General features: G+C 70.7%; 17 protein-coding genes and 1 pseudogene. 9 read left to right on the top strand and 9 right to left on the bottom strand.

The genetic code is table 11. The features are described from left to right. Positions 1-275: 275 nt before the first annotated feature. From ACIG0D_RS31485 to ACIG0D_RS31465, 5 genes are all read right to left on the bottom strand, one after another. Positions 276-761, bottom strand: coding sequence for a MarR family winged helix-turn-helix transcriptional regulator (locus ACIG0D_RS31485; RefSeq protein WP_399807695.1), 486 nt, complete (start codon positions 759-761; stop codon positions 276-278). A gap of 172 nt (positions 762-933) precedes the next feature. Then, complete coding sequence (locus ACIG0D_RS31480) at positions 934-2,628, bottom strand: MFS transporter (protein WP_399807692.1); 1,695 nt, start codon at positions 2,626-2,628, stop codon at positions 934-936. A 717-nt stretch (positions 2,629-3,345) separates the two neighbouring features. After that, the gene (locus ACIG0D_RS31475; RefSeq protein WP_399807689.1) at positions 3,346-4,188 is read right to left on the bottom strand and encodes an IclR family transcriptional regulator; all 843 of its coding nucleotides are present in this window, start codon (positions 4,186-4,188) and stop codon (positions 3,346-3,348) included. 175 nt (positions 4,189-4,363) lie between these two features. Then, positions 4,364-5,098: an MIP/aquaporin family protein gene (locus ACIG0D_RS31470; protein ID WP_399807686.1), complete on the bottom strand. Its 735-nt coding sequence runs from the start codon at positions 5,096-5,098 to the stop codon at positions 4,364-4,366. Positions 5,099-5,267: 169 nt separating this feature from the next. Then, positions 5,268-6,302 carry an NAD(P)-dependent alcohol dehydrogenase gene (locus ACIG0D_RS31465; protein WP_399807683.1) on the bottom strand — a complete coding sequence of 345 codons (1,035 nt, stop codon included), beginning with the start codon at positions 6,300-6,302 and terminating at the stop codon, positions 5,268-5,270. Positions 6,303-6,679: 377 nt separating this feature from the next. Between ACIG0D_RS31465 and ACIG0D_RS31460 the strand changes: the two genes are divergently transcribed. Next, positions 6,680-7,012 carry a putative quinol monooxygenase gene (locus tag ACIG0D_RS31460; protein WP_399807680.1) on the top strand — a complete coding sequence of 111 codons (333 nt, stop codon included), beginning with the start codon at positions 6,680-6,682 and terminating at the stop codon, positions 7,010-7,012. Positions 7,013-7,529: 517 nt separating this feature from the next. Here the strand turns inward: ACIG0D_RS31460 and ACIG0D_RS31455 are convergent. Continuing rightward, positions 7,530-8,291 (bottom strand): FadR/GntR family transcriptional regulator, encoded by a 762-nt coding sequence (locus tag ACIG0D_RS31455; protein ID WP_399807678.1) that lies wholly within the window; start codon positions 8,289-8,291, stop codon positions 7,530-7,532. Positions 8,292-8,473: 182 nt separating this feature from the next. Between ACIG0D_RS31455 and ACIG0D_RS31450 the strand changes: the two genes are divergently transcribed. From ACIG0D_RS31450 to ACIG0D_RS31430, 5 genes are all read left to right on the top strand, one after another. Further along, positions 8,474-10,219 carry an L-lactate permease gene (locus ACIG0D_RS31450; protein WP_399807675.1) on the top strand — a complete coding sequence of 582 codons (1,746 nt, stop codon included), beginning with the start codon at positions 8,474-8,476 and terminating at the stop codon, positions 10,217-10,219. Between the two features lie 35 nt (positions 10,220-10,254). Then, the gene (locus ACIG0D_RS31445) at positions 10,255-11,112 is read left to right on the top strand and encodes a (Fe-S)-binding protein (protein WP_399807673.1); all 858 of its coding nucleotides are present in this window, start codon (positions 10,255-10,257) and stop codon (positions 11,110-11,112) included. A gap of 20 nt (positions 11,113-11,132) precedes the next feature. Continuing rightward, entirely contained in the window at positions 11,133-12,554 is a 1,422-nt protein-coding gene (locus tag ACIG0D_RS31440; RefSeq protein WP_399807940.1) for a LutB/LldF family L-lactate oxidation iron-sulfur protein, read from the top strand. Beyond that, positions 12,551-13,267 (top strand): lactate utilization protein C, encoded by a 717-nt coding sequence (locus ACIG0D_RS31435; RefSeq protein ID WP_399807670.1) that lies wholly within the window; start codon positions 12,551-12,553, stop codon positions 13,265-13,267. Before ACIG0D_RS31440 ends, ACIG0D_RS31435 begins: the two co-directional genes overlap by 4 nt. A gap of 63 nt (positions 13,268-13,330) precedes the next feature. Continuing rightward, positions 13,331-13,747, top strand: a complete 417-nt coding sequence (locus tag ACIG0D_RS31430) for an ATP-binding protein (RefSeq protein WP_399807668.1) — start codon at positions 13,331-13,333, stop codon at positions 13,745-13,747. Between the two features lie 357 nt (positions 13,748-14,104). Here the strand turns inward: ACIG0D_RS31430 and ACIG0D_RS31425 are convergent, their stop codons facing one another. After that, on the bottom strand, positions 14,105-16,750 hold the full coding sequence (locus ACIG0D_RS31425) for a SpoIIE family protein phosphatase (RefSeq protein ID WP_399807937.1): 2,646 nt from the start codon (positions 16,748-16,750) through the stop codon (positions 14,105-14,107). A gap of 547 nt (positions 16,751-17,297) precedes the next feature. On the opposite strand from ACIG0D_RS31425, the gene ACIG0D_RS31420 reads away from it, so the two are divergent. Next, entirely contained in the window at positions 17,298-17,453 is a 156-nt protein-coding gene (locus ACIG0D_RS31420) for a hypothetical protein (RefSeq protein WP_399807666.1), read from the top strand. A gap of 525 nt (positions 17,454-17,978) precedes the next feature. Here the strand turns inward: ACIG0D_RS31420 and ACIG0D_RS31415 are convergent. Both ACIG0D_RS31415 and ACIG0D_RS31410 read right to left on the bottom strand, forming a co-directional pair. Continuing rightward, positions 17,979-19,181 (bottom strand): heparin lyase I family protein, encoded by a 1,203-nt coding sequence (locus ACIG0D_RS31415; RefSeq protein ID WP_399807664.1) that lies wholly within the window; start codon positions 19,179-19,181, stop codon positions 17,979-17,981. Between the two features lie 566 nt (positions 19,182-19,747). After that, the gene (locus ACIG0D_RS31410; RefSeq protein ID WP_399807662.1) at positions 19,748-20,203 is read right to left on the bottom strand and encodes a pyridoxamine 5'-phosphate oxidase family protein; all 456 of its coding nucleotides are present in this window, start codon (positions 20,201-20,203) and stop codon (positions 19,748-19,750) included. A 124-nt stretch (positions 20,204-20,327) separates the two neighbouring features. Here ACIG0D_RS31410 and ACIG0D_RS31405 point away from each other — a divergent pair. After that, a pseudogene (locus ACIG0D_RS31405) lies at positions 20,328-20,828 on the top strand (MerR family transcriptional regulator); the annotation flags it as partial. Positions 20,829-20,902: 74 nt separating this feature from the next. Next, on the top strand, positions 20,903-21,478 hold the full coding sequence (locus ACIG0D_RS31400; protein WP_399807660.1) for a GNAT family N-acetyltransferase: 576 nt from the start codon (positions 20,903-20,905) through the stop codon (positions 21,476-21,478). The last annotated feature ends 111 nt before the right edge of the window (positions 21,479-21,589 follow it).

The following is a 21,589-nucleotide window of genomic DNA, read 5'->3' as shown; positions in this document are numbered from 1 at the left end:
CGTTACCTTCCCCCGTGTCGCGGACTGGGTCCGCTTGCCGGAACCGCTCTGGTTCGAGGGGCCCCGGGCGTGAAACATTAACACGGCGGAGTTGCTTCGAGTAAGAGATCAAGGAAATTTGTGACGTCCTGCACAAGGTCACCGAAAAGGCGCCCATGAAGTGGATTCTTCAACTCCACGGGAAAGATCCAGAAGGCCCAAGGCGGATAGTCGCGGAGCGCGGAATTCCATTAAAAATGGAAAAACGGAATCCGCGCATCGGGACCGCAAGAGGATCATTCGCAGGCGATCACACGCGGCCAGCGCTCGGCGAGCAGCTCGCCGAGCAGCGTCCGGAGCCGTTCGCGGTCGGCCTCGGGCACGGTGGAGAGGAAGTCCTCCTCCACCTGGTCGACGGCGCGCCCGGCACGCTGGAGGGCCGCGCGGCCGTCGTCGGTGAGGCGCAGGATGTACCGCCTGCGGTCCGACGGATTGCGGCGGCGCTCGACGTGGCCCGCGCCCTCCATCTCGTCGATCAACGCCACCATGGTGGTGGGGTCCAGGTTGAGCAGCCGGCTCAGGTCCTGTTGGGACAGGCTGACGTCACTGTCCAGGGCCGCCAGGACGTAGAAGTAGCGCAAGCGCATGCCCTGCGCCGTGAGTGCTCGCTCGGCCTCCTCCATCAGGATGAGGCCGGCCTTGTTGAGCAGATAGCCGGTCCGGCGGATCAGGGGGAAGTCGAGCCCGGCGGGCTCGGCCGGGCTGGGCGTCGCCTGTGTCATCCGGGCCGCTCCCCTTGTCGCTGAGTGACCGGTCCCGGGCCGCCGGGTCCTCGGTGACGCCGAGCGTCCTTGGTGCCGATCGTCGGTTGTTCCGAGGGTACCCGGCCGTGGCGCCGGCCTCCAAGGCCGGGGCCACGGCCGCCGCTGTCCGGCTGCGCGTGAGGTGTCCGCCTCAGCGCGCCCCGCCGGCCGGCACCTGACCGTGGCTCGTGGTGTGTTCGGCGGGCACTTCGGTGCCCTCGATGTCCTTGGCGTCCCCGGTGCCGGTGAGCCGGCCACTGTCGTCCGGTGCCTCCAGGCGGGCGCTCTCGTGGAGGTCGCGGCTGCGGATGAAGGCGAATCCCACCACCGCACCGACCGCGGCGACGGCGGCACAGACGAGCATGACGTCGGTCAGGCCGTCCACGAAGGCGGTGCGCGCCGCCGCGTCGAGCGCGTGGGCCAGTTCCCGAGGTGCACGGCTCACCGCTTCGGCGCCGCCCCCGGCCGCGACCGCCTCACCGAACTCGTGCGCGGCCGGGCCCAGTTGCCGCCCCGCCTCGGACTCGGTGAACAGGTCCGTCACACGGCCATGGAACACGGCGCCGAAGCCGGCGATGCCGATGGCGACACCCACCTGCTGGAACGTCTCGCTGATGCCCGAGGCCATGCCCGCCTTGGACGGTTCCACCACGGCGATGGACAGGGAGGCGCGGGGCGGGTTGAACAGCCCCATGCCCAGGCCGATCCCGAGCATGCTCGGCAGCAGCGCGGTCCATGAGGTGTCCGGGCCGGTGAGCGAGACGAGGACCAGCCCGATCGCGACGAGTGTGAGGGAGGCGCCCATCAGCAGCCGCTGCGGCACCCGCGTCGTCAGCGAGCCGGCGACCGCGGCGGCGGCGAACAGGGTCAGGGTCAGCGGGAGGAACCGCAGTCCGGTCTCCCAGGGGGAGAACGCCAGCACGTTCTGCACGTAGGAGACCAGCAGGAAGATCGCCGACATGGTGGCAGCGGCGCACAGCAGCGTGACCGCCGACACCCCGTTGAACGTGACGTTCCTGAACAACGACAGCTGGAGCATGGCCCGTTCGCCGAGTCGCCTCTCGACGACGCCGAACACCGCCAGGAGGAGGACGGAGCCGGCGAACATGGCGACGATCGGAGCGCTGGACCATCCGTCGGCCTCGCCGCGCAGCAGCCCCAGCACGAGCAGGGTCAGGGCGCCCGAGAAGAGGACCAGCCCCCACCAGTCGACCGCGGGTGCCGACTCCTCGCGGGACTCGCGCATACGGAGCAGGCTGACGGCCAGTGCGAGGAGACCGACCGGGACGTTGACCAGGAAGATCCAGCGCCAGCTGAGCCCGTCCGTGAGAGCGCCCCCGATCAGTGGCCCGAAGGCGATGGACAGGCCGACGACACCACCGAAGACACCGAAGGCGGCACCGCGGTCCTTGCCCCGGTACTCCTGTCCGATCAGAGCGGGACCGATGGCGAACAGGACGGCGCCGCCCAGTCCCTGGACGCCACGGGCGACGGACAGGACGACCACGTCGTTCGTGAGGCCGCACGCGAGCGAGGCCACCAGGAAGACGACGAAGCCGAAGTTGAAGACGCGCTTGCGGCCCAGCCGGTCCGCCAGTGATCCGGCGGTCAGCAGCACCGCGGCCAGGCCGAGCGCGTACGCGTCGAGCACCCACTGGAGTGAGGTGAAACTCGCGTCGAAGGCCTGCCGGATGTCCGGCAGCGCGACGTTCACCACGGTCAGGTCGAGCAGCAGCATGAACGTGGCCACACACACGACGGCCAGGGTCCACCCCCGCCCGCTGCTCTCGGCCCCGGCGCCGTGACCGGCGGCCTGTTGTGGCGTCCGCGTCGTTCGTTCGGACATGATTCCCCCGAGTTCTGATGATCTAGGTTCTAAATCATCTGTGAATCCGATGATTGGCGAAGCTATGGAACGGGAGGCGTACGTGTCAATGCACTCGGGCCATGCGGTCGGCATCAGTCCGGAAAGCGCCGGTGCGGTGGCCAACTGAGCGCCGTCCCATGCCGGAACCGGGAAGCATCCAGCGGCCGACCGCGGTCCGGACCGCTGTGGGACGGTCCGGGGCCGGCGTGAAGAGGCGGGGCCGGTGGCTATGTCGTCACAGCCGAGTTGCAGCCTGAAGGTCTTTTCGTAGGGATCTGCCCTGCGATGCTGCGGGGAGTGAGAATGCGGTCAGACGGAGTCTGATCGATCGATCGGCGCTGTGACCTGCAAGGCTGCGGGGATTGAGACAGGCCTGCAATCCCATTGAGGGGAACTGTGATGGGGGAGTGGATCGGGTCGCGCTGTGATCATGAGGGAGGGTGGGCGGCCTTGGGGCGCCGGCGGCGCCAGTGCATGCCGGGTGGGACGGAGGCAAAGGAGCAAGCGCCCTCCAGTCGAATCTGGTCCAGGGGCACGGTCCCGGTGAACAGGCACCGCTACAGATCGACGTCGGCGAGAACCAGATGGGCCGTGTTCACCCCACGCAGTGAGGTCATCCGCACGGTGGCGTCGGACGCGTCGGCAAAGATGTGTTCGCTGCCGGGGCAGCTCGCTCGTATCCGGGGCGTGGCAGTTCTACCCGTGAGCACCCGGCCTTGTCGGACTCGCTGCCGCGTCGTGCTGCTCCGCGACGCCGGCGACCAGACGGGAGACGCGGGTCGCGCCCGCGCGCACGGCGTCCCGGAGCTTCCTGTGCCGCTGCTCGAACAGTTCCACGGGCACGGACGTGGCCAGAGCACCGGCCACTTTGCCCCCTGCGTCGAACACGGGAGCGGCCAAGCAGGACAGGCCTCCCTGGAACTCTCCCACCTCCACCGCCACACCGGAGGCGCGCACCCGTGCCAGATGGTCCTCCAGGGCGTCGGGAGCGGTGATGGTGCGCTCGGTGAGCCGGGGCAGTCCCTGCTCCCGCAGATGGTCCCGGCGCCGCTCGGCCGGCAGCCACGACAGCATGACCTTGCCGAAGGCCGTGGCGTGCGGAGCCTGGTGGAAGCCGACGTCCAGCGGCTCCGCCCGCCGCGCCGAGGGCGAGTCCACGACTTCCGCGACCACGATCTCCTCGTCGCGGAACACGGTGAAGTACGCGGCGGCGGCGCACTCGTCGTGGATGCGGTGGAGGACGCTCAGCACGCCGGGGGTCACCTCCAGTTGCTGGCTCAGGCGCCGGTGCAGGCCGGTGAGTTTGTAGCCCAGGCCGTAGCCGCGGGACTGGTGCAGCCGGACCAGGTAACCCTCGTACACCAGGGTGTTCAGCAGCCGGTACGTCGTCGGAAGGGGGAGGCCCGCGCGCCGGGCGACGGCCTTTGCGGTGACGCCGTCACCGCCGGCCGCGACCGCCTCGAGCACCCTGAACGCGCGGCGGACCGATCCGAGCAGGTCGGCGGTTGCGGCGGCGGACGCCTCGGTGCCGTGCATCATGCGCCTCCTGGGCGGTGTGGGGAGGCCGATCGCGCCGCTCCACGAGGGGCCGCCGGGCGACCCGCTCCGGCTCCGGCGGAACGTACGTCGGAACCGGCCGCGCGCAGACGGTCCCCGGCCGCGCCGGGCGGGCCGGTGCGGCCGGCGAGCGAGAGGATTGCCTGACGTGCGACGGTCATGCGGCGATGGTACGCAACCGGTTCATCGTCACGTACAGCCGACCGGCTAGCAGACCGCCGACCAGCTGGGCCACGAGGTACACCGGCAGCTGGGACCAGTCCACCGGCCCCCCGGCCGGGCCGGACACCAGCAGGGGACCCAGGGTCCGTGCGGGGTTGAGCGCCGCTCCGGTGACCGGGCCTACGGCGACCGCGATGGCGAAGACCGCGAAGCCGATGGGCAGGCCGGCGAAGCCGCCCGGGGCCCGCTGGTCGACGACGCCGAAGACGACGAAGACCAGGATGAACGTGCCCAGCGCCTCCGCGAGGAACGCCTGGGACGCGGACGTCGGAGGGGCGTAGGACGCCACCCCCAGACCCAGGTGCACCGCGCGGGTGCCGAGCACGGCGACGACGGCACCGGCACCGGCAACCGCCCCGGCGCACTGGGCCAGGACGTATCCCGGCACCTCACGCCCGGGAATCCGGCCCGTGGCCGCCAGGGCCAGCGTGACGACCGGATTGATATGGCAGCCCGATATATGACCTATCGCGAACACCGCTGCCACCACCGCCATAGCGAAGGTGAACGCGATGACACCGAGGTCGGCCATGGTGAAACTGGTCTTCCCGGTTTCCTGCAGCATGAGGGTGGCGGGAATCGACCCCACCCCGAGAAAGACAAGGAATGCGGTGCCCAGGAACTCGGCGAGCAACCGCTGGATATATGTGTTCTCCGTGTTGTCTGTCATGGCTTTTCGCCGGAGGCCGCGGCCCCCAACTCCTTTTCGGTGTCCGACGGTGGGAGTTTCCCCGCCCGGCAGGCGGAATTCCCGGCCTGCGGGCGGGTGCGGGGCGTCCGCGAGGCCGCGCCGGAGCGGTGCCCGCCACGCGGCGCCTTGCGGGTGAGCGGTGCGGATGTCACCGCGTTCCGGGCACGAGGATGGCGCGGCCCTGCAGCCGGCCCCGCTCGAGATCGTCCATGGCGTCGTTCACCGCATCGAGCGGATACGTCGTGGTGTGCAGGCGCACCTTTCCCCGGGCGGCGAGCGTCATCAGCTCGTCGAGGTCGTTGTAGCTGCCGACGAGGTTGCCGATGACGTTGATCTCGTTCGAGATGATGTCGATGGTCGGAACGTGGACGTGCCCTCCGTATCCGACGACGAAGTAGGAGCCGGCCCTGCGCAGCATGGCGACGCCCTGGGCCTCGGTGCCGCGCTCGCCCACGAAGTCGATGACGACATGGGCGCCCTGACCTGCCGTGATCTCCCGCACCGCGGCCACCGGGTCACCGTCGGCGCGCACGGTGTGGTGGGCGCCCAGGCTCCTGGCGAGCTCCAGGGCCGCTTCGGAGGTGTCCACCACGACGATCTCGGCGGCGGTCAGGGCCACCAGGGCCTGAATGCCGATGTGGCCGAGGCCGCCGGCGCCGATGGCGACGACATGGGCGCCGGGGTACAGCAGCGGCACCGCCTTGCGTACGGCGTGGTAGGCGGTCAGGCCGGCGTCGGCCAGTGCCGCCACGTCGGCGGGGAGGAGACCGGGGGCGAGCTTCACGCACGAGCGTGCGCTGGTGAGCATCAGCTCGGCCATGCCGCCGTCGCAGTCGATGCCCGGGAAGGCACTGTTCACGCAGTGCACGTCGTCGCCCGACCGGCATGCGCGGCACAGGCCGCACGTCATCAGCGGATGGATGATCACCGGGTCGCCGACCGCCACATGGGTCACGCCGGAACCGATCTCCCGCACCCATCCGGCATTCTCATGGCCCAATGTGTACGGCAGCGACACCTGTGACTTTTCCTGCCACTGACCCTCGATGACATGGAGGTCGGTTCGGCACAGCCCGGCACCGCCGATTTCCACGATGACGTCCTGCGGCGAGGTGATCCTGGGCTCCGGAACTTCTTCCACAACGGGCCGCTGGTGATACCGGTGCACACGCACTGCCTTCATTTTGAACACTCCTTGTGACGGAATCCCGAATTCGGGGTGGGGAGATCGTCATGTGCCCGTAACCGCACGGTCAACGGGACGGCACGGTGCAAGATTCCACCTGGCGAGAAAACAGACAGCTGTAATGAGCAACGAGGTTTCACCCCAAAGCGGGCGCCACCGGGGCCCGGATGGACTGCCGGGCACCGGCTGACGCCATACGATCTGGTCGCTGCCGGTTCCTGGTCGCCGCGCACGAGCCGGCCGGGAGCCGACCACTGCACCGGGCCACCGGCCCGGGCGGCTCGGCCGCCACGGCCGGCCCGCTGCCGCTCGGCGCGGCGCGGGCAGGACACCGGAAAACGACAAGCGTCCATCATCCATGGAGAGGAAGACCGATGATCTTCATCACCGCCAAGTTCCGAGTCCGCCCCGAACACGCCGACCAGTGGCCGGAGATCACCGCCGACTTCACCGAGGCCACGCGGCGGGAGCCCGGCTGCCTCTGGTTCGACTGGTCACGCAGCGTGACGGACCCGACGGAGTACGTCCTTGTCGAGGCCTTCCGCGATGACGAGGCAGGGGCCGTCCACGTGCAGTCGGCGCACTTCAAGGCAGCGCAGCAGAAGCTGCCGCCGCATCTCGTCGACACGCCCCGCATCGTGAACGCGAGCATCCCGCAGGACGATTGGTCGCTCCTGGGCGAGATGGCGGTTCCCGAGCAGCCGTAACGGGTCATCTTCAGCCCGCCGAGGTCACGGGGGCCACCGTGCCCGGGACCTGCTCGGTGCGAGAAGGGCAGCGGTGCCGGTGAGGACCCGCCGGCTGCGTGCCGAGGGTTGATCATCCGTGGTGTGCCGGAATCGGCGAGGTGCGGGCCGCCGCCCGGCACGAGTTCGGCGGTTCGACGTCGCGGTGCGCGATGCCGACAGCGCGCGCCTGGACGAGAGCGTGTGCAGGGGGCGAGCCGAGCCTGATCACGTGCGGCGGTCGCAGGACCGGGCAGCCGCAGTCCTGCCGCCCCGTCCACGCGGCCGCGAGGCTCGGATGCCGAAGTCCCGCCGGCATGACGGCCTCGTCGGCGAAGTGCTTTCCCGTCGCCGGGTCACCGCCGGGCCGGGAGACCTCTGACAGCGCTCCGCGGGGCGTGCCCGGCGCGGCCCTGCCCCTTCGCCCAGGTCCGGCCCGCGCGGGCGGGATGTGTCAAACGCTGAGCGGCTTGGGGAATGGCGGAGGGGGAGCGCTCCCTCAGTGCGCGGAGGTGGGGGCGTCCGGCCTGTCGAGGACCGTCTGGACGACGTCGTGGTGGAAGCCGCGCACATGCGCCTCGACGAGGGCCCCGGCCGCCTCGGCGTCCCCTGCCTTGATCGCGTCGTAGATCCTGTGGTGCTCCGCGCGGAGTCTCGCGGCGATCTTCTCCCAGTCCTCGATCCTGTTGAACGCCGTCAGGAGGGTGTGCCGCACCGCGTTGCGCACCGCGACCGTCATGTCCGTCATGAGCCGGTTGCCCCCGGCCTCGGCGATCGCGACGTGGAACGCGGTGTCGTAGTCGTTGAAGACCTCGCGCGGCAGGCCCGCCTCGTCCATGCGCGTCAGCGGCTCACGCATCCGCTCCAGATCGACTTCGGCGACCCGCCCGGCGGCAAGGCGGGCACTCGCGCGCTCGAGGGTGGCGCGGGCCTCGATGACGTCGTCCAGGGGCAGGTTCGCCAGGGCGATGTGCAGGCGGAGCAGCTGGGTGAGGCCCTCGTCCGGCATGGCGGCGATCACGCTGCCCGACGACGGTCCGGTGCCCACGCGAGAGCGCAGCACACCCTGGGCCTCCAGGACGCGCAACGCCTCGCGCACCGCGGCCCGGCTCACCCCGAGCATCTCCACCAGCTCCCGCTCCGGCGGCAGCCGGTCACCGACGCGCAGGTTGCCCGCGAGGATCTGTTCCTCGATCCGGGCGAGGACCAGCTCGAAGGTGCGCGAACGGGGCACCGGCTCCCAGCCCGACGACTCAGCCACGGACAGCCCCTTCTGTGTACGACCCGGCGATGTGCGGACATCTGATCATAGCTTGGCAGGTCAGCAGATTGGTCCGACCAAGCAGAAAACTTTTGCTCCGACCGTGGACAGGCGCTGTGTGGGTGCCTAGCGTGGAAAGTCCAACGCATGGTCTGACCATAGCCACATAGCAAGGGTCTCTCATGTACCAGCCCGATCTCTCCCCTCTCGGCGACAGCCTCGCGCTCTCCTCCCTGGTCGCCGCCCTCCCTCTGCTGACGATCTTCGTGCTCCTCGGCGGCCTGCGGATGAAGGCCCACTGGGCCGGCCTCGCCTCGCTCGCCGTCGCGGTCGTCGTCGCCGTGACCGCCTACGGCATGCCCGCGGACCTCGCCCTGCTGTCGGCGAGCGAAGGAGCGGCCTTCGGGCTGTTCCCGATCATGTGGATCGTCCTCACGGCCATCTGGGTCTACCAGCTGACCGTGGTCAGCGGCCGGTTCGAGGACCTGCGCGGTGCCTTCGGACTGATCAGCGCCGACCCGCGCGTGCAAGCCATCATCATCGCGTTCTGCTTCGGCGGCCTGCTGGAGGCGCTGGCCGGATTCGGAGCCCCGGTGGCGATCACCGGCGTCATGCTCATGGGCCTCGGTTTCGCCCCGGTACGGGCGGCCCTGACCGTACTGGTCGCCAACACGGCCCCAGTCGCGTTCGGCGCGATCGCCATCCCGATCATCACCGCGGGCAACCTCACCAAGATCCCGTACACGGAGATCGGCGCCTACGTCGGCCGGCAGACGCCCCTGATCGCCCTCTTCGTGCCCCTGATGCTCGTGGCCCTGGTCGACGGCCGCCGGGGGCTGCGCCAGACCTGGCCGGTCGCCCTGATGTGCGGTGCGGTGTTCGGCCTCGCGCAGTTCGTCAGCGCGAACTACCTGTCGGTGGAGCTCACCGACATCGTCGCCTCCCTGGCCGGACTCGTCTCCGTCGTCCTCTTCCTGCGGGTGTGGCAGCCCCGGGGTGGCGAGCGGGCCCTCGCGGACCTCCGGGAGCCGACGGAAGGCGGGACGGCCGCAGCAGCGGGAGAGGACGGGCCGGCCGACGCCGCCTCGCCGCGGCCGCGCTCGCACGACACCGCCGGCCGGGAGGACCGGCCCGCCGCCACGCGCACCCGTCCGGCGCCGGAGGGCACCCGGCCGAGCCTGGGGGGCTCCCGGATCCTGATGGCCTTCCTGCCCTACCTGGTGGTCATCGCCGTGTTCTCGCTCGCCAAGCTGTGGACGCCCGCCAAGGAGTTCCTCGCCGCAACCGACATGAAGATCAGCTGGCCGGGGCTGGACGGGCAGGTCCTGACCGCGGCCGGGAAGGTCTCGACCACCACCGTCTACACCTTCCCGTGGCTCTCCTCTCCCGGCACCCTGCTGCTCCTCTCGGGCATCGTGGTCGCCGCCGTCTACCGGGTGGCCCCCGCATCGGCGGCACGGGAGTTCGTGGCCACGGTGGTCAAGCTGCGCTGGGCCCTGCTCACCGTGGCCGCCGTCCTCGCCCTCGCCTACGTGATGAACCTGTCCGGACAGACCATCACCATCGGCACGTGGATCGCCGGAGCCGGCGCGGCCTTCGCGTTCCTCTCACCCGTCCTCGGCTGGCTGGGTACCGCCGTCACCGGATCCGACACCTCCGCCAACGCGCTGTTCGCGACCCTGCAGCAGGCCGCCGCGCACGAGGCGGACCTCGACCCCACCCTGCTCGTCGCGGCCAACACCTCCGGCGGTGTCGTCGGAAAGATGATCAGCCCGCAGAACCTCACCATCGCCGCCACCGCCGTCGGCCTGGCCGGCCAGGAATCCGTGCTCTTCCGGGCAGCGATCAAGTGGAGCCTGCTGCTCCTGCTGGCCCTGTGCGTGCTGGTGTTCCTGCAGTCCAACGTCCTCGCCTGGATGCTGCCCTAGCAGCGCCGCACACCGTCCGAGCACCGGAGGAACCCATGCGGATCGCGCTCTTCATCACCTGCCTGACCGACACCCTGTTCCCGGCGACGGGCCGAGCCGTGGTGACGCTGCTGGAACGGCTCGGCTGCGAGGTCGACTTCCCGAGGGAGCAGACCTGCTGCGGGCAGATGCACTTCAACACCGGGTACCAGCGCGAGTGCGTCCCCCTCGTACGGCGCTTCGGCGAGGTGTTCGCCGGCTACGACGCCGTCGTCACCCCGTCCGGCTCCTGTGCCGCCATGGTCCGCGACCACCACGGACGGGTGGCCGAGGCGTCGGGCGAGCCCCGGCTGTCCGCGGCGGTCCGGAAGACCCCGCACGTGTACGAGCTGTCGGAATTCCTCGTCGACGTGCTCGGCGTCACCGACGTCGGGGCGTACTTCCCGCACCGGGTCACCTACCACCCGACGTGCCATTCGCTGCGCATGCTCGGCGTCGGCGACCGGCCGCTGGCCCTGCTGCGTGCGGTACGCGGCATGGAACTGGTCGAACTGCCCGCGGCCGACCAGTGCTGCGGCTTCGGCGGCACCTTCGCGCTGAAGAACGCCGACACCTCGGTGGCCATGGCCACGGACAAGGTGAGGCATGTGCTGGACACCGGCGCGCAGGTGCTGTGCGCCGGCGACAACTCCTGCCTGATGCACATCGGCGGCATGCTGTCCCGGCTGCGCGCCGGGGTCCGCACCCTGCACCTCGCCGAGATCCTCGCGTCCACCGAGGCCCCTCCCGGCCTCTCGGCGACCGAGGGCTGCCCGACACCGGAGGGCGTCCGCCCGCCCGCCGCCGCGCCCGCTCCCGTCCCCCGGCACCGCACCGCCGACCGGCTCCGCATCGAAAGGACGAGGACCCCGTGAAGGACACGACGTTCCTGGGCATGCCGGCGTTCCCGAACGCCGCGCGAAGCGCCCTGGCCGACACCCAGCTGCGCCGCAACCTCGCACACGCCACCGGCACCATCCGCGCCCGGCGGGCCACCGCCGTGGCCGAAGTGGACGACTGGGAGCGGCTGCGGGAGGCGGGCCGCGCCGTCAAGGAGCGCACCCTGCGCCATCTCGACGGCTACCTGGTGCAGTTGGAGGAGAAGGTGACCGCGGCGGGCGGGCAGGTGCACTGGGCGCGTGACGCCGAGGAGGCGAACCGCATCGTCGTGGACCTCGTACGGGCCACCGGCGAGCGGGAGGTCGTCAAGGTCAAGTCGATGGTCACCCAGGAGATCGGGCTGAACGACGCACTGGCCGACGCCGGTATCGCCGCGTACGAGACGGACCTGGCCGAACTGATCGTGCAGCTCGGCGAGGACCGCCCCTCCCACATCCTGGTGCCCGCCATCCACCGCAACCGGGCGGAAATCAGGGAGATCTTCCTGCGGTCGATGGGTGCGTACGGCGCTCCCGCGCCCGCCGACCTCGACGACGACCCCCGACGGCTGGCGGAGGCCGCGCGGCGGCACCTGCGGGAGAAGTTCCTGCGCGCGAAGGTGGCCGTCTCGGGCGTCAACTTCCTGGTGGCCGAGACGGGAACGGCGGTCGTGGTCGAGTCGGAGGGCAACGGGCGGATGTGTCTGACGCTGCCCGAGACGCTCATCTCGGTCGCCGGGATCGAGAAGGTCGTACCGTCATGGCAGGACCTGGAGATCTTCCTCCAGCTGCTGCCCCGCTCCTCCACCGGGGAGCGGATGAACCCCTACACCTCCACCTGGACCGGCACCCAGGCCGCCGACGGCCCCCGCGCCTTCCATCTGGTCCTCCTCGACGGCGGGCGGACCGAGACACTCGCCGACCCGGTCGGCCGGCAGGCGCTGCACTGCATCCGCTGCTCGGCCTGTCTGAACGTCTGCCCCGTCTACGAGCGGGTCGGCGGACACGCCTACGGCTCGGTCTACCCCGGCCCGATCGGCGCCGTCCTCAGCCCCCAGCTGCGGGGCACGGCCTCGAAGGTGGACCGCTCCCTGCCGTATGCCTCCTCGCTGTGCGGAGCGTGCTACGAGGCCTGCCCCGTCAAGATCGACATTCCGGGCCTGCTGGTCCATCTGCGCGCCCGGGTCGTCGACGCCGAGCGCGGACGGCTCGTCCCCGGTCCGGAACGCCTGGGGATGGCGGCCGCGAAGTGGGTGCTTGCCGCCCCGTCGCGGCTCGCCGCCGCCCAGCGCGCCGGGGCCGTGCTCGCACGTCTCCTGACGCGCCGGGAACGCCTGGGCCGGCTTCCCGGCCCGCTGTCCCGCTGGACCGACGCCCGCGACGCCCCGGTCCCGGCCACCGAGAGTTTCCGCGCCTGGTGGAGGAGGTCTCACCGATGACCGTACGTCGTGGACAGGCGCGGCCGGACGCGCGGACGGAGGTACTGCACCGGATCAGGCACGCTCTGCGGGACGTGCCCGGGAGCGAGCGCGCCGAGGACGTCCCGGTCCCCCGGGACTACTCGCACGGCGGGACCCCGCCGCCGGGGTCGCCCACGACCGTGGACCTTTTGGCCGAACGGCTGGCGCACTACGGGGCGTCGGTGCGGCTGGTCTCCGAGGAGGAGGTGGCCGCCCTGATCGCGCGGTCCGCCGGCGGCCGGGGCTCCGTGGTGGTGCCCGAGGGCTTCCCGCCCGCCTGGCGGTCGGCGCTGCGCTCCGAGCGGGTCCTGACGGACGTCCCCCGCCTGCCCGTCGCCGACCTCGACCGGGTCGGCGCGGTGGTGACGACCGTGGCCGTGGCCATCGCCGCCACCGGAACGCTCGTGCTGGACGGAGGACCGGGACAGGGCCGCCGTGCGCTGACCCTCGTACCCGACGTCCACGTGTGCGTCGTACGGGCCGACCAGGTGGTGGCCTCGGTTCCGGAGGCCCTGGCCCGCCTGGATCCGGCACGGCCGCTGACGTTCGTGTCCGGGCCGTCGGCCACCAGCGACATCGAACTCGACCGAGTGGAAGGGGTGCACGGGCCCCGGAGGCTGGACGCGCTCATCGTGTCCGACGCCTCCTCGAGTCCCGTCCCTCAAACTCCGAACCGACAAGCAGGGAGTTGACACATCATGCCGGCCCTCCGGCGAGGATCGAACCAGCGCGGGGACCCGACGACACGGGACGCCGTGTCCCAACCCCGGGACGCCACGGCGTACGCCTGCTGCACGCTGCCCACCGAGATGCGGGCGGCCGCACGCGCCAGGGCGTTCACCCGGGCCCGGCTGGCCGAATGGGAGATGAGCGGCGAGGTGGAGGAGACGGCGGGCGTGGTGGTCTCCGAGCTCGTCACCAACGCCGTCCGGCACAGCGGCTCACCCCAGGCGACCTTGCGGCTCGCCCGCTGCCCGTCACACCTGTGGATCGAGGTCCGCGACACCGGCATGTGGCGAGCACCGGCCGACCCCGCGTACGACGACGCCGCCGAGGGCGGCCGTGGCCTGTGGCTGGTGGAGGCGCTGACCGAGCGCTACGGGGTCCGCCGCGCGCCTGACGGTACGTGCGTCTGGGCCCTGATAGGCCGGGCCTCGTCGCCCGGTATGTGAACCGGGCCTGATGTCTTACCCGCGATCCGAGGTCGCCGTGGCAGTGCCGGGTGTCGGCGCGCCGAGGATGCGGATGCCCTGTTGCGCGGTCTCGGGCGAGCTGGGCGCCGGGGCGGGCGCCGGCGATCACCGACTGGTACGAGACGTCGTCGACGACGTGGCCCTCGCGGCGGCGTTCGCCGCGTTCCCGGCTCATGAGGCCCTGGCCTTCGAGAAACCTGACCGCTCCGGGCCCGCTCCGCCGGCACCGTCGGCTGGAACTCCCGTAGCGCCCCCAGCCGTTCGGCCGGCCCGAGCAGCCGCACAGCACAGTGGACGGGCACCGTCAGGTCGCTCCGGCGAGCATGCCGTGCGAACTCACAGGGTGGCATCACCGAACTGTTCGAGGAGAGCGTCGACCGGTGCGTGGGCCATGGCGGCGGACGGGCCGTCGCTCAGGGTCTGCTCCGCCCAGATGACCTTGCCGCGGGTGGTGTAGCGCGTGCCCCATCGCTGCGCGAACTGCGCCACGAGGAACAGGCCCCGTCCGCCTTCGTCCGTGGTCGTCGCCCGCCGCAGACGAGGCGATGTACTGCTGGCGTCCGACACCTCGCAGATCAGACAGCGCCCGTACAGCAGCCGCACGTTCACCGGCGGCAACCCGTAGCGGATCGCGTTCGTGGCCAACTCGCTGAGGATCAGTTCCGTGGTGAATCCGATCTCCTCCAGCCCCCAGCTCCGCAACGTCTCCCTGCACCGCGCCCGCACCGAGGGCACCTCCGCGGGGTCGGACGGCACGCTCCACTCGGCCACGCGCGAGGGCGGGAACCTCCGGGTCCGCGCCACCAGCAGCGCGATGTCGTCGGTGGGGTGCGCCGGCTTCAGCGCTTCGATCACCGCCTGGCACGCCTCCTCCGGAGTGCGCGTCCCGGCCTCGCTCAGTGTCCGGCGCAGCCGGTCCAGGCCGACGTCGATGTCATGGGCTCGCTGCTCCACCAGGCCGTCGGTGTAGAGCACCAGTCGAGAGCCCTCGCTCAGGTGCAGCTCGGCGGTTTCGAAGGGGTAGCAGCCGAGGCCCAGCGGGGCCGATACCGGCACACCGGGACAGGTGACGGTTCCGTCCGGGCGCACCAGCACCGGCTCGGGGTGCCCCGCGCGGGCCATCGTGCAGATCCCCGTCACCGGGTCGTAGATCGCGTACAGACATGTCGCTCCCGTCACCCCCTCTCCTTCGTGGCCTTCGCCATCCCCCCCGGTCCTCTCCTCGTTGTCCATGCGTACGACGAGGTCGTCCAGGTTGGCGAGCACCTCGTCCACGGGGAGGTCGAGCGTGGAGAAGTTGTGCACCGCGGTGCGCAGCCGGCCCATGGTCGCCGCGGCGTGCAGCCCATGGCCGACGACGTCACCCATCGCCAGCGCCACGCGCGCGCCCGGCAGTGGGATGACGTCGAACCAGTCACCGCCCACCCCCGCCTCCGCGGGCAGATACCGCCAGGCCACCTCCAGTGCGTCCTGCTGCGGCTGCCCGCGCGGCAGCAGACTGCGCTGCAGTGTGACCGCCATCGCGTGTTCCCGGGCGAACCTCCGGGCGTTGTCGATGGCCACCGCGGCACGTGCGGCCAGTTCCTCGGCGAAGGACAGATCCTCTGGTTCGAACGCCGGGGAGGGGGCCGACCGGTAGAAGTTCGCCACGCCCAGCACCACGTTCCGTGCCCGCAGCGGCATGGTCACCAGCGAATGCAGCCCCATCTCCATGGCCCTGCGGGCTCGGTCCGGGTCCTGCTCCCGCCAGCCGTGCGCCTGCCACAGGTCCGCCTCCAGAACGCCCCTGCCCTGCTGCAGCGCTTTCATCTGCGGCGTCCCCGGCGAGAACGTGATCACTTCGCCCATCGGATACATCGGCATCGCCTGCTGATGCCCGCTGACAGCCGCACGCCGCAGATGCCGCCATCCCTCCGCCGTGGGCTCTCGTCCCAGCAGCACCGCGTCCAGCAGATCGACCGTGACGATGTCGGCGAACCGCGGTACCGCCACGTCGGCCAGCTCCTGGGCCGTATGCCTCACGTCGAGCGTCGTTCCCATCCGCGCCCCGGCCTCGTACAGCAGCGTCAGCCGCTCCCGCGCCACCTCCGCCCGCCCCGAGACGGCGGCCAGCTCCGTGGAGTCCCGCAACGTCACGACGCTGCCGCCCCGGTCCCCGCGCGGGAACGTCGCGCGCTTGTTCACGGCCAGCAACCGGTCCTCGGCGAGATACACCTCGTCGGTGGCCGCCTCCGGGGAGACGAGCAGGTGAGTCATCTGCTCCGGCAGTCCCAGCTCCCGCACGTGGCGCCCCGGTGCGTCCGCCGGCAGGCCGAGCAACCGCTTCGCCTCGTCGTTGGCCAGCAGCAGCCGCCCGTCGGCGGCGGTGATCAGCACCCCTTCCCGCACCGCGTGCAGGACCGCGTCGTGGTGCTCGTACAGCCGCGCGAGCTCCAGCGGAGCCAGGCCGTGCGTATGCCGCAGCAGCCGCCGGGACACGAGGGTGGTCCCCGTGGCCGCCAGGGCCAGACCGGCCGCCCCGGCTCCGAGGATGATCGGCAGCTGCGGCACCCACAGCCTTCCCACGTTCTCGACCGTGATCCCGGCCGAGACCAGACCGACGACGGTGCCGCGCGCGTCGGTCACCGGGACCACCGCCTGCACGGCCGTCCCCCCACCCGCGGGCACGGGCGGCCCGCCTGCCTGCTCGATGACGGTTCGGCCTTCCAGCGCCGGTTGGATGGTGCCAACGAACTTCTTCCCGATCTCATGCGGGAAGGGGTACGTAAGGCGAATCCCCTTGGTGTCCGTGACCACCACGAAATCCACGCCCGTCTTCCTGCGCGCCTCTTCGGCTCGCGGCTGCAGCACCGCAGTCGGGTCGCGGCTGCGCAGCGCCTCGACCATGCCAGGAGAACTCGCGAACGACTGGGCGGCGACGAGCGAGTCCCGACGCCCTTGCTGGACAGCGTCATGCGCCGCTTGGAGCATGACGCTCACCATCCCGGCCACGACCAGCAGGACCACGATCACGATCTGGACGAGGAATACCTGCCCGGCCGCGCTGTGCGGGTCCAGCAGAGAGCCGCGCCGACCACGTGCGCGCCGGGTGGGCGGGGCGCGAGACACCGTCCGGGGCCGGGTCCGGAATTGTCCGGAAAATACCCTCATGTACCCTTCATAGCACCGATGGGCGAACCATGACCGACTCAGCCGGAGCCGCCTGCGGGCCACGCCCAGCCCCCGGCCGGATGAGCGAGGGCTCGCGGGCTCCCGCGCACGGTCGCACCATCTGCCGGAAGCGGCGAACCCTGCGCTCTTCGAGGCCGTCGGATGCGACCGGGCGCAACTCGGCGAACCCATCGCAGAGCTGCTTCCGGAACGGGCCGCGCAGGGTGTCCTCGACCGGCTCGACGCGGTCCACGCACCGGCGTCGCCCACTGGGCCCGAGGCGGACGGCTGCTGCCGGCGCACCGGACAGCCGGCGCGAGGGGTTCTTCGACTCACCTACGGACCCCGACACGACGAGATCGGCCGGATCGACGGGACCGTGGTGACAGCGGTGGAGACCACCGCCCACCACGTCGCCGTCGGGACCACGCAGACCGCCGCCGCGCCCCTCGGCGAGGCCGTGACCGCCGCGGTCACCGCGTCCGCGGGCAATGCCACCCCCCGACGACCGGCCGCGATCCTGGCCGCCACCTGAGGGACAGGGCACTGGGACCGCACCACCAAGGCGGCACGCTCGGCGAGGCGAACCCCTACCCCGGCACCGACCGGTACGTGACGAACAAGTACTTCGTCCTCGCCCAGTACACCGGCCACATCCGCCCCGGCATGCACATCATCGACAGGGGAAGCAAGTCGACCGTGGCCGCCTACGAAACGCTCCGCCGCCTGGTCCTGGTCACCGTCCGCGGCAACACCCGCAGAAGGTCACCCACGACCTTTCCCGGTTCCGCACCGTGGGGGGTGTCATCCGCCGCCGGGTATCGAGAACGCCCCGCAGCGTCCTCAGGTCCTGTGATCAGACGGTGAGGACTGCGGACTCTCATACGGCGTGCCGGTTCAGGGCGCGGTCCCGGAGGGGCGAGAAGAGCTGGTCCGAGACCGCTTCCCTGCGGATGCATTCCTCTGCCGGCGGCACAGCGTGAACCGCCGCGCCGTGCTCGTCGACTGGTTGGACCAGATTCCTCACGCAGTTGTCGAGGCGGTCCGGGGGCGGCACCGGTCAGAGGCCCAGGGGGCTCGCCTCGGTGATGCTCGCCCAGTCGTTCTCCGGGTTCGCCCAGAAGGAGATCTTGAGATAGCGGACGTCCACGGGTCCATTGGTGAAGAGGACGGTCTCGGGCGCGGTGGTCGTCCCCGAGCTGCGGCCTTCCCACACCTTGGTGTAGGAGACACCGTCCTGCGAGGCGTGGATGGTGTAGTCGTTCCACCGCAGGTCGCCGCGGTGCCAGGCCACCGCCGCGCCGCACAGGTGGCGTGGCGCGCCGGTGTCGAGAATCAGCGCGGCGCCGAAGCCCTGGCCGGACCAGCGGGTCGTCAGATCGCCGTCGACGGCGTTGGCGGGCGGATTCGCCGGTTCGTGGGTGGTGGCGGTCGCGGAGGTCACCGGTGCGGCCCGCGCGCAGGTCCGCTGCGGTGCGACGTCCTTGTGGACGGCGCGCTCATCGCCCAGGCGCAGGGCGTCGTAGTACATCACGCGCTGGGTCGTGCTGGAGGGGGCGCCGGTGTTCCAGTCCCACTTGTAGATGCCGAACTTGAAGTAGGGTGAGCGCGGGCCGCCGTCGTGGGTGGCGCCGGTGCGGTTCACGACGCGTTCGCCGTTCTTCCAGACCTGCAGCACGCCGCTGCTGTCGGTGCGCCAGGTTACGTGGAAGACCCAGTCCACCCAGACACCGGTGGTGTACGCGCCCAGATCGAGGAACTGACCGCGGAAGTCGATCTTCCAGCGCCCTTCGTCGGTCATGAGCGCCAGGGGCGGTGAGCCGCCCGGGCAGCCGACGTCGCACTGGTGCCACTGGCTCACGATCTCGGCCGAGGTGTCATAGGCCCAGCCCGACGCCAGATTGATGCTGAAGCCGTACCACCGCTCGGCGTTCGCCGGCTGCTCGTCGCGCTGCGATATCTCCGCCCGTTTGCTGCTGGAGACGACCGGATCGGTCTTGCGCAGCTCGAAACGGGCCGCGTGGGAGCCGTCGCGCGTGGGGCCGGTGACGTTGGTGGCACCGTAGGAAGTGCCCCACTGCTTGAGGAAGTTGGCGGGCGCGGTGGCCGGGAGCGTGCGGTCGGCCGCCTGTTCCCAGTCGAGGGTGCGCAGGACACCGGCTGGGTCGGCCGCCGCCGGCTGTGCGGGCGACAACGCCAGTGCTGCGGTCAGCACGGACATGACGACCGCCAGGAGCCAGGCTCTGGGGCGCGATCGTTTCATGGTGCGACTCCTCCCGGGAACGCTGAGCGGACGGTCGCCGATGCGCGACGTCCGATTGCGGGCCCCGACTCTTCCCCCGGGAGGAGGTGCGGGCAAGGGCCGGCAGCACGGCGCGCGGGAGCATCCGGGCCCCGGCCTGCACCACCGACCGATGGCCTACGCCGCCGCCGACGATGGTCGTACGCGTTGCGCCACGCCGTGTAGACGACGGGGGCGCACCGCTGGTCGCGGCGCCGCTACCTGCTGGTCACCCGAGCGGTTCACGCCGGTGGCGCGGATGGCGGCGCCGAGCCGGTCGGACACCAGCCAGGCGCAGCGGGTACCGCTGCGGATCTGCCGGGCAAGGCTCGCCACCTTTATCCCTGTGCGGTTCGCACAGCATGAAAGTGGCGCACGGCGCGACGCACCTCGTCGCGCAGCGATCTTCTCGCCTTCAAGCCTGGCGATCGTTGCGCCCTCGAACGTGGCGGCCTTTCCTTGTCAGGTGCAGGAGAAGATCCACTCGCCAGGCGCTTGGAGTGTAGGACAAGCTGAAGAGCGCACCACCCTGGTGCGGGTCTTCTCCGTCACGCCTCCTCGGCAGTCAGCCGGGCTCGCCATTTCGCCGCGATCTCGGTTTCGCTGGTGCCGTCCTCGTACGCAGGAGAGACCAGCCGCTCGGTTTCCAGCACACGGACCACCACTGCCGATTTGACCCGAGCCGGGTCCGTGCCGCGGCTGCGCTGGAAGCGACGTACGATCCGGTCGTACAGCTCGCCCTCAGTGTGCACCTCGCCGACTCCGCGGAAGCGGTACCCCTTCCGGCGGACCGGGTCGACAACGTTAATCTCCACTGCCGGGTTCGCGACGAGGTTGGCGACCGTGCCGGGCGAGTGCAGGTCGAGGAAGACGAGGTGATCGTCATCCCATACCTCGGTCGTGCCCTTGGGGGACAAGCTCGGAGTACCGTCTGGCCGTACCGTGGCAACGAATCCCAGTCCCTGGGCAGTCACCAGGCTACGCGCATCATCATCGAGCCTCACTATCACGTACCTCCGAGCAGAGACAATTGTGGATGTCAATCGTGCCAGGTGCCCATGCAGTTGTAGAGCGGCACCGAGGTTGCGTACTTCCGAAGGTGGGCGATCTTCCCCTGGCGATCGTTGTGACGCCGCCCCTGCATTCGCGGGGGTCGTGCGCTCGATGACCCCCGAGTTGCCCGACAACCCGGAGGCAGAGCAGGTCCAAGCGTAGGTGGAATTGGCCGAAATGTCTCTGGACCCGGGTTTCCGCAGCATGGTGCGGAGGGTGGCCGAGGACCAGGCAGCCGAGCAGACCCGAAGCGACATGATGGGCCCGCGCCGCGACATTGCCGCAGTCGTCCGTGACCAGGTCGGCCCGGCCCTGGCCGCCGGCATCGACCCGGCCTCGCCCCAGGCCGATCCGATCGTCGCGGCGTTCACGGCGCACTGCGCGCACCTTCTCGGCCGCCCCGACGACGTTGAGCTTCGCCGCCGGCTGGCGACTCTGCTGGAGAGCGTGAGTGACCCCCGCAGGGAGGGGTACCTCCAGCTGCTCGCAGTGGTCAACGGCTGGCCGGCCCCGGAGAGTCTGGCTCCAGTGTTCGATTGGTCCGTCCAGGCTCTGCGCGTCCGGACACAGCAATGACGGGGCGGTCGCAAGGCAGCATGGGGCGGACGCGGCTGGCGTCGGGTGAAAACGCCGCCACGTATGATCGGTTGATGAGTGCCCCGGTCGTACTTCAGGTGGCCGCGTCGCCGGTCTCTCCCGCTCTCGTTCTTCGCCCCTGGCGCATGGAGGATGTTGCCGCATTGGTCGAGGTGAGCCGGGATCCCGCACTGCGCCAGTGGACGAGCTCTGTCGTGGACAACGATGCCGACGGGGCACGCTGGGTGCAGGCTCAGCAGCAGGGCTGGGCAGCGGGGGACCGGTTCGGCTTCGCCGTCCTTGAGACACCACCCGGTTCAGTTCGCGAACAGTTGGTGGGCAACGTGGTCCTCAAGGAAGTCACCTCCGGCAAACCGGCAGCCGAAGTGGGCTACTGGACCGCCGCGCACGCTCGCGGGCGGGGAGTGGCCTCCCGCGCTCTGGAGGCACTCACCAACTGGGCCTTCGACACCTTCGAACCCGACGGGCTGAAGCGTCTCGAACTCCTGCACCAGGTGGACAACCTGGCATCGTGCCGGGTTGCACAGAAGAGCCGCTACGACTTCGACACCATCCTGCCCGCGGCACCGCCCTCCTTCCCCCGCGATGGCCACCTGCACATACGGCGCCCGAGTCGCCCGAGTGCCTGAGATCCTCCCGGCTTCTGCGGATTCGGCTGAGGCTGCTCACGCCGAGAGGATCTCGGAGCGTTCGACGAGGTGGCCGCGTTCGAAGCGGGCCCCGGCACGGACCAGAGCGAC

It is taken from the genome of Streptomyces sp. NPDC052773 (assembly GCF_044547145.1).
Classification (GTDB): Bacteria; Actinomycetota; Actinomycetes; order Streptomycetales; family Streptomycetaceae; genus Streptomyces.
This window is presented reverse-complemented; position numbering and strand designations above follow the sequence as displayed.